Here is a 12,934-nt window from a genome sequence, read left to right as displayed (position 1 = left end):
AAATCTTGTGATTGTCCATATATATGCCTACTTTATCAGCAAAGAGCGTGATATTATCATAAATATTTACGTATTAATCAGACAGCATGACCATACATTCCCAAATTCCAAATAAAAATATCATTCTTATCGGCATGATGGGGGCAGGAAAAACCACGATTGGCAAGGCTTTGGCTAATCACCTAAAAAGAGATTTTTATGACCTTGACCAAGAAATCATCAAACGATGCGGTGTCAGTATCCCCACGATTTTTGATATTGAGGGCGAAGATGGTTTTAGAAAGCGTGAATCTGCCACGCTTGAAGAGATGATGTCTTTAGAAAATATTATTCTTGCTACTGGCGGTGGTGCGATATTACGCCCTGAAAACCGCGCACTTCTGAAGCAAGGATTTATCATTTATTTACACGCCAATGCCAAGCAACTCTATCATCGAATTGCTTTTGACAAAAACCGCCCTCTCATGGCAACCGACAATCCGCTAAAAAAAATCAAAGAACTCATGGAAACACGCCATGGGCTGTATGAGTCATTAGCGAATATGAAGATCAATACTGGTTATGGAACAGTCAATCACACTGTCAACCATATTCACACACTTTTAAAACAACAACCGTTATGAGCACCTTATTTGTCCACACATCTGATACTCACTATCCGATCAAAATTGGTCGCAACAACTTTGAAGATATTTCATCATTCATTCCCGCCAACACAAGCAGTATCTTTGTGTTAAGCAACACAACTGTTTATAACTTATATGGCAACCGTTTAAACACCTGTCTTAACCAGCTAAACAAGCCAATTCACACGTATTGCATGCCAGATGGCGAACAGTATAAAAACATCGACATCCTGAACGAGGCCTTTACCCATATGCTTAAAGCGGGACTGGACAGACGCAGTGTACTGGTGGCATTAGGAGGAGGCGTTGTAGGCGATTTAGCAGGTTTTGCCTCCGCTTGTTATATGAGAGGTATTCGTTTCATTCAAGTTCCCACCACCATCTTATCCCAAGTTGACTCATCAGTCGGGGGAAAAACAGCCATTAACCACCCTCTTGGTAAAAATATGATCGGTGCCTTTTATCAGCCGATTGCCGTCAATATCGATGTGGATGTGATCCAAACATTACCTGATCGTGAGGTCAGTGCAGGTTTAGCAGAAGTCGTCAAATACGGCTTAATTATGGATGCAGAGTTTTTTGATTGGTGTGAGGAAAATGTTCAAGCATTACGCCAACGTCAGCCTCAAGCACTGATTTACGCCATCCAAAAATCGTGCGAATGTAAAGCCAAAATCGTATCAGAAGATGAAAAAGAACAAGGTCGCCGAGCCTTATTAAATCTAGGACACACGTTTGGACACGCTATTGAAGCAGGTTTAGGATTTGGCACATGGCTACATGGCGAAGCCGTCGCGTGTGGCATCATACAAGCAGCCGAACTATCTCATGAAGTCTATGGCTTGCCCAAAGCAGATATCCTACGCATTAGACAGTTATTTGAACGCATGAATTGTCCAACCATGGCACCAAATCTTGGAACGGATAAGTGGTTAGATTACATGCGACATGATAAAAAATCCATTGGCAAAGAAATTCACTATATTTTACTTAAACGTATCGGTGAAGCTGTCATGACACCCGTTAAGGATGAATTAGTCAGCCAAGTGATTGAACGCACCGTGGAGGCATAAAATGATACTAGCACCTTGGGCCACACATCCCGAAAAATCAAAAGGTCGCCGTTTTTCTGAACCTGAAGATCCTCAACGCACCTATTACCAACGCGATCGAGACAGAATTATTCATTGCACAGCCTTTCGACGACTAGAATATAAAACACAGGTCTTCGTAAATCATGAGGGCGACTTATTTAGAAATCGATTAACCCATAGCCTAGAAGTGGCCCAAATCGCCCGTTCTCTAGCAAGGATCTTAAAACTGAATCAAGATTTAGCGGAAACCATCGCCTTGGCACATGATCTAGGGCATACCCCCTTTGGTCACGCAGGGCAAGATGCTTTGAACGCCATCGTCAAAGAAAAAACACCTGAAATTGGTGGGTTTGAACACAATCTACAGTCATTAAGAGTCGTGGATGAATTAGAAGAACGTTACGCTTTATTTAATGGACTCAACCTGAGTTTTGAAACGCGTGCAGGCATTTTAAAACATTGCTCAAAGAAAAATGCCTTGTTGTTAGGCGATGTGGCACAACGATTCCTTAAAAATGAACAACCCAGCTTAGAAGCCCAATTAGTCAATCTTTCCGATGAAGTGGCCTATAATAATCACGATATTGATGACGGCTTACGTTCTGGATTAATTCACCTTGAACAGCTTGAAAACATCACGCTTTGGAACACTCATTACCAAAACATCCGCAAAACTTTTCCTGACCTCAAGGGACGACGCGTGATTGCTGAAACCATTCGGCAGATTATTAATACATTAATCAAAGATATCGCCGAACATACCGAAAGAAACATTCACCAGTATCGTATTGAAACAGCAGAAGATGTCCCTTTTGCACCACTTATCGTTAGTTTCTCGCCTGAAATAAAAGAACAGGCCCAAATCTTAAAGAAATTCTTGATGGATAATCTTTATCGACATTATCAAGTCATGAGGATGTCTTTAAAAGCTGAACACATCGTCAAGTCTTTATATACCACCTTTTTGGATAATACCAAACTCTTACCGACGGATTATCAAAAGACCGACAAAACAGAACAAGCCATCGCTATTCGAGATTATATTGCGGGGATGACCGACCGTTATGCGATGAAAGAATATAGAAATTTGTTTGACATTTAACAGATACCGATGATACCGTCTCATATCATCGGTATGCCATAATCATCATTGGCAAGATGCATCCGATTAAAACGGGATATCATCTTCCATATCATCAAGACTCTTAGACTTATCCAAAGATGGTTCAGCCGATGGTGCTGTTTGTCCATAAGAAGTTGCCACGGGTGTAGCAGGTGACACTGAAGCCGCGACAGAGGTGGCAGCAGCATGTTCGTTTCTTTGAGAAGACGAGGTCGCTTCATCATAAGCATCCGCCCCATAACCACTCGATGCATGTGAGGCATCAGCGGGACGACCACCTAAAAACTGCATCACATCACCAAGAATCTCATAAGACGTGCGTTCCGCACCTGTGTTTTTATCTTGCCATTTTCGAGTACGAATGCGACCTTCAATATAAACAGAACTCCCTTTTTTTAGATAAGTTTTTGCATTCTCTGCATTACGACCGAATAAAACAATATTATGCCATTCTGTTTCATCACGCCAATTACCATCCTGTCCTCTCATACGATACGATGTAGCGATTGAAAAATTCGTGACACCCCCTTCACCATTCGGGAACACACGATATTCAGGGTCTCTTCCCAAGTTACCCACTAAAATCACTTTATTTACTGATGCCATAATATTTCCTTAAAAAATTTAAACGTGTTGTTATTATGATTCATGAACTCTTTTTTCATGCTTCTCATCATAACAAATATCCAAGCGTATTTTTACCGACTTAAACGAAAGCCTCTCAAAAAAAACATCCAAATCACACTCATCACGATTCCCATCACAAAGACCGAGTGCAACCCGTAATGGCTAATCACCCAGCCACCCATAGCACTTCCCGAAGCCACGCCTAACGCTTGCGACATATTAAAAAAGCCTAAGGCCATACCTTTATGTTCAGGCGTAGCGACTTGTGACACACTAGACGGTAAAATGGCTTCCAATAAATTAAACATTATAAAAAATAACGTAAACACGATCGCAAAGCCATACACATGGTGGGAAGTCAATATAAACAACAACATGATAACGCACAATCCCCACACACTTCCCCACAAACCCAAGCGATGACAACGTTTTACCTCAATCACAATAACCAAAGGTACCATAGCCACTAAGGCGATAAACAAAGTGGGTAAGTAAAATTTCCACAAATCAGATGCCGTCATCCCTGCCATCTGGAACAAAATCGTTGGTACGGCCATAAACAAAGCCATCATGCAAAAATGCAAAACAAACACACTGATATTGAGTCTTAGTAAATTTGGATGAGTCAAAACATCTTTTGCTCGGGACTTTTCTGAAATCGCCCGATCATGAATAGGTACCACTGGCACCATCCATACCGCCAGTAAGAGGCACAAAAAACCTAGCAAAGAAATCGTCCAAAACAAGCCTGACAAGCCCGCTATCTTTAATAACAAAGGCGATAACACTAAAGACAAAGCAAAAGAAAACCCTATCGAACCGCCTGCCATCGCCATCGCTCGTGTTCTAATTTCTGGCCGAGTCGCATCAGCAATCCAAGCCATAATCGCAGCCGACACTGCACCTAACCCTTGAACAAAACGCCCTATCATCACGCCCAAGACATGATCACTCAAGGCACAAATCACGCCTCCCAGCACAAACAATATCATGCCGATAATAATGATGCGACGTCGCCCCCAACGATCAGAAGCCATCCCAAAAGGAATCTGCATCAATGCTTGCGTGACACCATAAGCCCCTAACGCCATCCCCACCCACAGGACATTTTGACCACCTTGTAATACTTGGGCAACCTCAGCAAAAACGGGGGTTAATAAAAACAGCCCCATCATTCGGATGGCAAATAATATCGCTAATGAATAACTGGCTTTTTTCTCAATAGGCGTAAAAGCAAGTGCAGATTTAGACATAAACTTCGTTTTTGATTTTTTGAAACAAGTTACTTATTATAATAGATTGATCAAATGATTCATGCCGTTTATGGACTGACCAAACGAGCATGATGTTTAAACCAATCACTCAATCATCACTTACCATCATGATTTTTTCACTAATTCCCCTTATCATGGGACTTTACCTATGTATTCGTTTTATTCTGCCTTGGATAAAACAAAAGTGGCTTAGACTCCCTATTTGCTTGCTGTTGCTATTCCTTGCCGAACTCAATAGCATCGTTCGTCTTTCATCGGACAATTTCTTTAACCCCGAAATTCAACGATGGCAACTATTACTTGCCACCAGCAGTTTTGGTTGGATTTTGTTTTTATTTGTACTGACTGTGATCAAAGACATTCTCCTATTGATCCGCAAAGTGCTTCCCTTTCCTTTTTTACGAAAAGAACGTTTGTACCCACTACTGCTTATCTTATCGATGGGATTAACCTTATTCAGCGTATATGAAGGCACACGCGTACCAGACGTAAAATACGTAACCATCAAAATCGACCAACTACCGCCTAGTTTCCATCATTACCGTATCGTCCAACTCACCGACACGCACATTAGCCCTATATTTCCTAAACAGTGGGCCGCCTCTGTCGTCAACAAAACTAACGAACTACAAGCTGATTTAATTCTTATCACTGGCGATTTAATTGATGGCTTAACCGCTCAACGATCAAACGACATCGCACCTTTAGCGACCTTAAAAGCCAAAGATGGGGTTATCACGTCATTAGGCAATCATGAATATTATTTCGATGCCAATGCGTGGTCATCATATTTTGCCAAGCAGTTAGGAATGCGAATGTTAAATAATGACCACCACATTATTACCAAAGGCACCGATCAACTCATGATTGCAGGGGTCACAGATCCTACCGCATTGAACCTAGGTTTAGAAGCTCCCGATACGCAGAAAGCCATCGGCACCAAAGAAAAAACCATGCCTATTATTCTTATGAGCCATCAACCCAAAGGGGCTCACCAGAATGCTTTGCTAGGCGTGGATCTACAGCTATCTGGACACACCCACGGAGGCTTATTAATCGGACTGAACTACCTCGTTGCCAAATTTAACGAGGGGTTTGTTTCAGGTTTATACCATGTTGACCAGATGCAGTTGTATGTCAGCAATGGCACAGGTCTTTGGAATGGCTTTCCATTTAGACTGGGCGTTCCCTCTGAAATCACCGTATTTACTTTAGAGCCACGATAAACGATACTGGTGTGATGACTATTTGACGTTATGGTAGGCGATACTGAGAGGGCGGGTATTCAGGCTGAGCCCCGTCCATCCTCAGTCTCGTAGAGTTAACTATTTTATACCTGCTGTGAAAAGCCTATCATCACCGCCTTTTTACACCTCGTTTAATGTTTGACGTGCAACTCGTGCTGCCGCCAAATCCCAAGCCGCCGATCCCACGGTTTTATACATAATCGGACGATCAAAAGACACAGGGCGATCTAAGGCTTCTGATAAAGGTTTAATACTCGCCCAGTCTCGACCCGCTTGTATATAATCCCCTGCCTCATGTTGCCCACCATGCCAATCATCGATATAACAATCACTACCATTCACGACATCAGTAGCAATCTCACACATACTCGGTTGAAAGGCACCTACCGCAATCACGAGTCTAGTTGGCATTGCTTCTAAGTTATAAAACGCTTCTTTAGCATTTGTTAACGTGACGACAACATCCACATCCTTGGGCATTTTGGACAAAATGGTTCCTTCAAAATGAGTGTCTTGCACATACTTTGCAAACTCACCTAGTGCTGATTCTCGTCCATCCCGCACCACTACAACGATATCACTGTCTGGGTAGATTTCACGAATCGCTTGATAATGGCCTTGTGCCTGCGTTCCCACACCAATCAGCATTATTTTTTTCGGTGCTTGAGGTAAAAACAACGACATTCCTAATAAAGACAAAGCTGCCGTACGTTTTGCTGTAACCGTCACTGCATCCAAACAAAATTCTGGCACCCCCGTTTCCGCATTCATAACCGACACATTTCCTTGAATGACAGGACGACCTTTAGTCGCATTATCTGGCAAATAAGTCAAAAACTTATGAATCGCTATGTCATTTGCCGCGGCAGGCATCGATAGCACACATCCACCCTCTGAAAACAAAGGCACTACCTGCCTTTCTGGACAATGAATCCGATCGCTATCATAATCTTTAACCACCGTTTTCAATTTCATAACCAATTCTCGAATACCGATTAACTCAGCGGTTTCACTTGCAGAAAAATACCTCATTCCATCCTCCTTATCCGTACAATCTCGTGGTCTCGTAATCCAAATATCACTCGACCTTTATACACGCATCAAGCCCTAACACATACGCTATTCATCGCATCATTACTATGTTTATGCGAACGATAGCAAACAAGCCTCATCCTCAATACTAGATTTCACATCCCTAATCAACACGCCTGCTTACTCCGCTCTAACCTCTCATCCCATCTCAATCGCTCGTGTTTCCTCATGATCGTTAATCCTCGCGCTTCTCTAAAAACACGTATTCATTTTATTATCCACAAAAAACAGGAATAAAACGATTCGTAAATACCCTTTGTTCACACGTCAATTTCCCACATGTTTTTTTGTCCACGTTGCAATATTTCTACAAAATCAGCAAATTACCTCCCCTCCCCCGAAAATATTTTTTATTTCAATCAACTGGAAAATACAGTATGATGAAAGTAACGTTTAATCATCCAAAAAGGGGGAAAAGTATGAAACGTAAATTACTAGCAGCATTATTAGGCTTGGACTTAGCAACATGTGTTTCTGCAGAACCGATCGTTTTTGTTGAAACAGGTTATTCTAAGTTAAATGTTAAGGTTGCGGACGTAAAACTTAACGACAATAATCTTGCATTTACTATTGGTGGGGGCTATCGTTTTGAAGACATCAATCTTCGCTTATTAGCAGACTATTCTTATTATGGTCAGGCTAAAGGCTCATATAAGGATGATGCCAATACTTTCGGTACTATAAAAACGAAAGTAAGTGGGTTAGGGGTATCAGCAATTCTTGATATTCCTGCCGATCAAGATTTAACCACTTATCTTGGCGTTCGTTTTTCTGCAAACCATATTGATTATTCGGAAAACGGTAAAGATGAAGGTGATGCGTTTACAGAAAAATCAAACCATCGCAAATTTGGTTATGGTCTTTTACTAGGTGCTCGCTATACATATAGCCGTAACTGGGATGCTCACCTAGGCGTAGAATTCAATAACATTCCTAAATTTGATAATGTTCGAATTCGTCAGTTTGGTATTAAACTAGGAACATCTTATCGTTTCTAATATCCAAACGAACAAATCTCCATCTAGCCCTGTAGTTTTTACAGGGCTATTTTTTACTTCATCAACATACTAATTTCAGCATCTCATACCCATTCATTACATACTCAACATCCACCGCTGCAACCTTCACAAAACATTAATCCCTCTCGTCTCCCCATACATCAACACACCCATCACCTAAAAAACATACTTTTATCCTCATCTCATCCCCCAACTCAAAACTACATACCACCACCATTCCACTCCTCATATACAACTCACCTCCCAATTCAACATCCACTTAAATATCTGTTCGCACGTTTCACAGCATCCACCTCTCTCACACTCCTCTCTGCATCACCAGTCATTCAGGTCTCGATCCCCTGCCCCATTCCAAACCAAGCATTTAAGCAACAAGACAAGTCAGCACAAATTGCGTTATCATAATAGGTTACTCAAAAATTGATGATCATTATGAAATCTAAAAAATTACCTGTTCAGAATGTTTCTCATATCGCCATTCGTGGGGCAAAAACACATAATTTAAAAGATATTTCTTTGAACATCCCGAGACTTAAATTGGTCGTATTAACGGGTTTATCAGGCTCGGGGAAATCATCTTTAGCCTTTGATACCCTCTATGCCGAGGGCCAGAGACGTTATGTAGAAAGTCTGTCTACTTATGCTCGTCAATTTTTACCTTTGATGCAACGACCTGATGTGGACTTGATTGAAGGTTTGTCACCTGCCATCGCGATTGAACAAAAAACAATTAGCCATAATCCTCGCTCAACCGTTGGCACCATGACCGAGATTCACGACTATTTACGTCTTTTATTTGCTCGAGCTGGTACACCCTACTGTCCACACCACCACTTACCGCTTGAAATCACATCCGTAGCTGAAATCACAGACACACTTTTATCTTGGCCAGAAGAGACTAAAATAGCCATTCTTGCACCTTATACCTTGAAAACAAATGATCTACACAGTTTAAAAGATGCTTGTTACGATCTACAAACTCAAGGTTTTGTGCGAGCAAGACTGAACAAAGAAACGTATGAACTAACTGAAATCCCTCGTTTACCTATCATTGAGAAATTAGCAGCTGGCGAATTTCAATTAGATGTTGTCATCGATCGTCTAAAAATTAAAAAAGAAAATCGTACCCGAATGGCGGAAAGTATTGAAACCGCGTTATCTATCGGTAAAGAAAAAGTGACGATTCTCAACTTAGACACCGATACGCAAACACGATTTTCAAGCAATTACAGCTGTCCTGAATGTGATTTCAGCATTGGGAAACTGGACCCCAAACTCTTTAGTTTCAATAATCACAGCGGTGCTTGTCCGCATTGCGAGGGAATGGGAACCTTATATCTTTTTGATCCAGAAAAAATCGTGCCTGCCCCTGACCTCAGCTTAAAATCTGGTGCCATCTATGGTTGGGATTACCGAAACTCTGTGGCGGCTAGCACGATTCATAGCCTTGCTAAACACTATCATTTTGATCCCGACACCCCTTTTAACCAGCTTCCTGAATCGGTGCAAAACGCACTTTTATACGGTAGCGATGAACCCATTAACATGACACACATTGATAGTGCTGGCAAACCGCATACTCACACTGAAAAATTTGAGGGAATCATTCCTAATTTGGAAAGACGATACCAAGAAACGCAATTTCAGGGGCTAAAAGATGAAATGGACAAAATGCGAACCCTCAGCAAATGCCCATTCTGCCATGGTGCAAGACTGTGTTCAGATGCGTTGAACGTGTATATTGGCGAGGATAAAAAACGCATTGATGAAATCAGCCATATGTCCTTAAAAGACTGTTTATCATGGTTTAATCAGGCTCATTTTCCCTCTCAAAAAGCGGAAATTGCCCAACGACTCATCCAAGAAATTAAAAACCGTCTTTACTTTTTGAATGAAGTCGGTCTGTCCTATCTTTCATTGGACCGTGCAACCACCACGATTTCAGGCGGAGAGGCCCAACGCATCCGTCTAGCCAGTCAAATCGGTTCCCACCTCTCTGGTGTCATGTATGTATTGGACGAACCTTCCATTGGCTTGCACCAACACGACAATCTACGTCTAATCGACACACTTAAACATCTTCGTGATCTCGGCAATACCGTCATTGTTGTGGAACATGATGAGGACATGATTCGACAAGCCGATTACCTCATTGATTTAGGGCCTGGTGCGGGTGAACACGGTGGATACATTATTGCTCAAGGCACACCTGATGACATTATTCAAAACAAAAACTCTATCACGGGTCAATGGCTCAGTCATCAGCGTAATATGCCCAAACCCAAACGCAGAAAAATCACTAAAAACCAAGACTGGCTGGTCTTAGAAGGATGCACAGGACATAATCTTAAAAACCTAACCTTGCGAATTCCTGTGGGTAAATTCGTGGGGATTGCAGGGATTTCTGGGTCAGGAAAATCCACTTTGATCAACCATACCCTTGCCCCGATTTGTGCCAACGTTTTGAATCATGCTAAAAACGAACCTTTGCCTTACAAACAAATTTATGGTCTAGAGCATTTTGACAAAGTCATTCGCGTGGATCAAAGCCCCATTGGTCGCACTCCTCGCAGTAATCCAGCCACCTACACAGGATTATTTACGCCTATTCGTGAACTATTTGCCAGCACCCCCGAAGCCAAAAGCCGTGGTTATGATTCAGGTCGTTTTTCATTTAACGTCAAAGGCGGACGTTGTGAAAGCTGTCAAGGCGATGGGGTTATCAAAGTTGAAATGCACTTCATGCCAGATATGTACGTACTGTGCGAGGCTTGCGAGGGAAAACGTTACAACCGCGAAACTTTGGAAATTCGTTATCGTGGCAAAACCATCTCCGAGGTCTTGGATATGACGATTAGCCAAGCGATGACGTATTTCAGTGCCGTACCTGCTATTGTCCGTAAACTACAAACTTTGGTCGATGTAGGCTTGTCCTATTTGCGTCTGGGACAAAGTGCAACCACGTTATCGGGTGGTGAAGCTCAACGCATTAAACTGGCTTTTGAACTTTCCAAAAAAGAAACTGGCAAAACCTTGTATATACTGGATGAGCCCACAACTGGACTACATTTTGAAGATATTGCCATCCTTTCTGATGTGCTTCAAAAGCTTGTCGATACAGGCAATACCGTTGTGGTGATTGAGCATAATATTGATTTATTGTCTCAAATGGATTGGTTAATTGATATGGGGCCCGAGGGCGGAGAAGCTGGTGGCTACATCCTCGCAGAAGGTACCCCTGATGACATCAAAAAACATCCTGATAGCGTAACAGGGCCGTTTTTATAAACATTTCATCGTACAAAACGATTACGAGTTAAATGTGAGATGCCGTAGAGGGGCTAAGCACACCTGCAAACGGGCGATGTTTGGACAATTACATGCCAAAACGCCCGTACAAGGCCAATCCCCACAACACGATTAACAATACGATACTTAAAAACTGCAAGGCTGAACCAATATCTTTCGCACGTTTGGCAAAGGGGCGTTTTTCTAATGAGGTATTATCGACCGCCGCCTCAATCGCTGAATTCACCAATTCTGCTAACAAACTGATAAACGATCCCATCACCAACATCATGACGACTGGCAAAGAAAATGACAAACAAAAAGTGGCTATCAACAAAACCAGATTTAATAACACGATTTGACGAAATGCAGGCTCATCCCAAGCAAAACGAAACCCTGAAAGCGAGTAAAAAAACGCTTTAAATATTCGGCTCACACCCGATTTACCTTTCATTTGACTCGCATAATCTGATTTTTCTGGCATATGAGTTCCTATCACCATGTTTTGACCTCATTATTTTATACCAAATCAAAACATCTCAAAAATCCGTTTCATTAAATAACGATATTGTCTGTTCCCAAAAAGATAGGTTCTAAAAATAAAGAAAGCCCCTCAAAAGAGGGGCTTTCTCAGCAATAATATCGCTTTCGTATTAGATGACGCGAACTGCTTCAACTAAACGAGTCACACGCCATGCTTTATGACGAGAGATTGGACGACATTCAGCGATCTCAACCGTATCACCTTCGTTATACTGGTTGTTCTCATCGTGAGCTTTGTATTTAGCAGATTTAACCACAATCTTGCCATACAAAGGATGTTTTACACGACGTTCAACAAGCACAACGACTGTCTTGTCCATCTTGTTACTCACCACTTTACCAATCAAGGTACGGGTACGTTTTTCTTTAGTTTCGCTCATATTACTTTCCTGCCTTTTCAGTTAACACAGTACGAACACGAGCGATGTCACGACGTACCTTGCCTAGCTGACTTGAATTAGTAAGCTGTTGAGTAGCTTTTTGCATACGCAAGTTAAACTGCTCTTTTAGCAAGCTTTCAAGTTCAGTTTGTAATGCTGCAGTGTCTTTTGAACGTAATTCGATAGCTTTCATACATTTCTCCTTATGCACCCAACTGGCGAGTGACAAAAGTTGTAGAAATTGGCAACTTAGCTGCAGCTAAGCGGAAAGCCTCACGTGCTAATTCCTCAGGTACACCGTCCATTTCATACAAAACTTTACCTGGTTGGATTTCAGCTACCCAGTATTCTGGGTTACCTTTACCGTTACCCATACGAACTTCTGCAGGTTTCTGAGAAATTGGTTTGTCTGGGAAAATACGGATCCAAATACGGCCACCACGTTTAATATGACGAGTCATTGCACGACGAGCCGCTTCAATCTGACGAGCTGTCAAACGACCACGGCCTGTAGCTTTTAGACCAAAATCACCAAAGTTAACATGTGTACCACGTGTCGCTAAACCCGTGTTACGACCTTTTTGCTCTTTACGGTATTTTCTACGCGCTGGTGATAACATA

Annotated in this window: 13 protein-coding genes; 6 read left to right on the top strand and 7 right to left on the bottom strand. The window is 41.9% G+C overall.

What is annotated here, in order from left to right:
* Nucleotides 1-86: 86 nt before the first annotated feature.
* The 3 genes from IX83_RS00760 to IX83_RS00750 are packed head-to-tail and all read left to right on the top strand — an operon-like array spanning nt 87 to nt 2,822.
* A complete protein-coding gene (locus IX83_RS00760; protein WP_038498046.1) occupies nt 87-623 on the top strand; it encodes a shikimate kinase in 537 nt (178 codons plus the stop codon).
* The gene (gene aroB / locus IX83_RS00755; protein WP_038498043.1) at nt 620-1,699 is read left to right on the top strand and encodes a 3-dehydroquinate synthase; all 1,080 of its coding nucleotides are present in this window, start codon (nt 620-622) and stop codon (nt 1,697-1,699) included. The genes IX83_RS00760 and aroB overlap by 4 nt, the downstream gene beginning before the upstream one ends.
* A 1-nt stretch (nt 1,700) precedes the next feature.
* Complete coding sequence (locus IX83_RS00750) at nt 1,701-2,822, top strand: deoxyguanosinetriphosphate triphosphohydrolase (protein ID WP_051918982.1); 1,122 nt, start codon at nt 1,701-1,703, stop codon at nt 2,820-2,822.
* Nucleotides 2,823-2,888: 66 nt separating this feature from the next.
* Here IX83_RS00750 and IX83_RS00745 read toward each other — a convergent pair whose 3' ends face one another.
* Together IX83_RS00745 and IX83_RS00740 are read right to left on the bottom strand one after the other, a co-directional pair.
* Nucleotides 2,889-3,449 carry a single-stranded DNA-binding protein gene (locus IX83_RS00745; protein ID WP_038498037.1) on the bottom strand — a complete coding sequence of 187 codons (561 nt, stop codon included), beginning with the start codon at nt 3,447-3,449 and terminating at the stop codon, nt 2,889-2,891.
* Nucleotides 3,450-3,541: 92 nt separating this feature from the next.
* Nucleotides 3,542-4,723: an MFS transporter gene (locus IX83_RS00740; RefSeq protein WP_038498034.1), complete on the bottom strand. Its 1,182-nt coding sequence runs from the start codon at nt 4,721-4,723 to the stop codon at nt 3,542-3,544.
* Between the two features lie 89 nt (nt 4,724-4,812).
* Between IX83_RS00740 and IX83_RS00735 the strand changes: the two genes are divergently transcribed.
* On the top strand, nt 4,813-5,970 hold the full coding sequence (locus IX83_RS00735) for a metallophosphoesterase (protein ID WP_077315883.1): 1,158 nt from the start codon (nt 4,813-4,815) through the stop codon (nt 5,968-5,970).
* Nucleotides 5,971-6,111: 141 nt separating this feature from the next.
* Here the strand turns inward: IX83_RS00735 and IX83_RS00730 are convergent, their stop codons facing one another.
* Complete coding sequence (locus IX83_RS00730; protein WP_038498031.1) at nt 6,112-7,023, bottom strand: delta(1)-pyrroline-2-carboxylate reductase family protein; 912 nt, start codon at nt 7,021-7,023, stop codon at nt 6,112-6,114.
* A 437-nt stretch (nt 7,024-7,460) separates the two neighbouring features.
* On the opposite strand from IX83_RS00730, the gene IX83_RS00725 reads away from it, so the two are divergent.
* Nucleotides 7,461-8,081: an opacity family porin gene (locus IX83_RS00725; protein ID WP_077315884.1), complete on the top strand. Its 621-nt coding sequence runs from the start codon at nt 7,461-7,463 to the stop codon at nt 8,079-8,081.
* Nucleotides 8,082-8,534: 453 nt separating this feature from the next.
* Nucleotides 8,535-11,390, top strand: a complete 2,856-nt coding sequence (gene uvrA, locus IX83_RS00720; RefSeq protein WP_051918978.1) for an excinuclease ABC subunit UvrA — start codon at nt 8,535-8,537, stop codon at nt 11,388-11,390.
* A gap of 88 nt (nt 11,391-11,478) precedes the next feature.
* On the opposite strand, the gene IX83_RS00715 is transcribed toward uvrA, so the two are convergent.
* The 4 genes from IX83_RS00715 to rplP all read right to left on the bottom strand — a co-directional run bounded on the left by IX83_RS00715 (nt 11,479) and on the right by rplP (nt 12,933).
* Entirely contained in the window at nt 11,479-11,874 is a 396-nt protein-coding gene (locus tag IX83_RS00715) for a diacylglycerol kinase (RefSeq protein WP_038501359.1), read from the bottom strand.
* Nucleotides 11,875-12,043: 169 nt separating this feature from the next.
* A complete protein-coding gene (rpsQ, locus tag IX83_RS00710; RefSeq protein WP_038498025.1) occupies nt 12,044-12,313 on the bottom strand; it encodes a 30S ribosomal protein S17 in 270 nt (89 codons plus the stop codon).
* Nucleotide 12,314: 1 nt separating this feature from the next.
* On the bottom strand, nt 12,315-12,506 hold the full coding sequence (rpmC, locus tag IX83_RS00705; protein WP_038498022.1) for a 50S ribosomal protein L29: 192 nt from the start codon (nt 12,504-12,506) through the stop codon (nt 12,315-12,317).
* Nucleotides 12,507-12,516: 10 nt separating this feature from the next.
* Nucleotides 12,517-12,933: a 50S ribosomal protein L16 gene (gene rplP / locus IX83_RS00700; RefSeq protein ID WP_038498019.1), complete on the bottom strand. Its 417-nt coding sequence runs from the start codon at nt 12,931-12,933 to the stop codon at nt 12,517-12,519.
* Nucleotide 12,934: the final 1 nt, after the last annotated feature.

Origin of the sequence: Basilea psittacipulmonis DSM 24701 (genome assembly GCF_000743945.1) — a bacterium.
In the GTDB taxonomy this organism is placed as follows: Bacteria; Pseudomonadota; Gammaproteobacteria; order Burkholderiales; family Burkholderiaceae_B; genus Basilea; species Basilea psittacipulmonis.
The sequence above is the reverse complement of the archived record's forward strand: the minus strand, read 5'-3'. Positions and strand labels throughout refer to the sequence as shown.

What these genes read in the sequence shown, in the direction of transcription:
- IX83_RS00760 (WP_038498046.1), top strand. Translation starts at nt 87, where the DNA reads ATGACCATACATTCCCAAATTCCAAATAAAAATATCATTCTTATCGGC.
- rpsQ (WP_038498025.1), bottom strand. Translation starts at nt 12,313, where the DNA reads ATGAGCGAAACTAAAGAAAAACGTACCCGTACCTTGATTGGTAAAGTG.
- rpmC (WP_038498022.1), bottom strand. Translation starts at nt 12,506, where the DNA reads ATGAAAGCTATCGAATTACGTTCAAAAGACACTGCAGCATTACAAACT.
- aroB (WP_038498043.1), top strand. Translation starts at nt 620, where the DNA reads ATGAGCACCTTATTTGTCCACACATCTGATACTCACTATCCGATCAAA.
- IX83_RS00715 (WP_038501359.1), bottom strand. Translation starts at nt 11,874, where the DNA reads ATGCCAGAAAAATCAGATTATGCGAGTCAAATGAAAGGTAAATCGGGT.
- IX83_RS00745 (WP_038498037.1), bottom strand. Translation starts at nt 3,449, where the DNA reads ATGGCATCAGTAAATAAAGTGATTTTAGTGGGTAACTTGGGAAGAGAC.
- uvrA (WP_051918978.1), top strand. Translation starts at nt 8,535, where the DNA reads ATGAAATCTAAAAAATTACCTGTTCAGAATGTTTCTCATATCGCCATT.
- rplP (WP_038498019.1), bottom strand. Translation starts at nt 12,933, where the DNA reads ATGTTATCACCAGCGCGTAGAAAATACCGTAAAGAGCAAAAAGGTCGT.
- IX83_RS00725 (WP_077315884.1), top strand. Translation starts at nt 7,461, where the DNA reads ATGATGAAAGTAACGTTTAATCATCCAAAAAGGGGGAAAAGTATGAAA.
- IX83_RS00730 (WP_038498031.1), bottom strand. Translation starts at nt 7,023, where the DNA reads ATGAGGTATTTTTCTGCAAGTGAAACCGCTGAGTTAATCGGTATTCGA.
- IX83_RS00735 (WP_077315883.1), top strand. Translation starts at nt 4,813, where the DNA reads ATGATGTTTAAACCAATCACTCAATCATCACTTACCATCATGATTTTT.
- IX83_RS00740 (WP_038498034.1), bottom strand. Translation starts at nt 4,723, where the DNA reads ATGTCTAAATCTGCACTTGCTTTTACGCCTATTGAGAAAAAAGCCAGT.
- IX83_RS00750 (WP_051918982.1), top strand. Translation starts at nt 1,701, where the DNA reads ATGATACTAGCACCTTGGGCCACACATCCCGAAAAATCAAAAGGTCGC.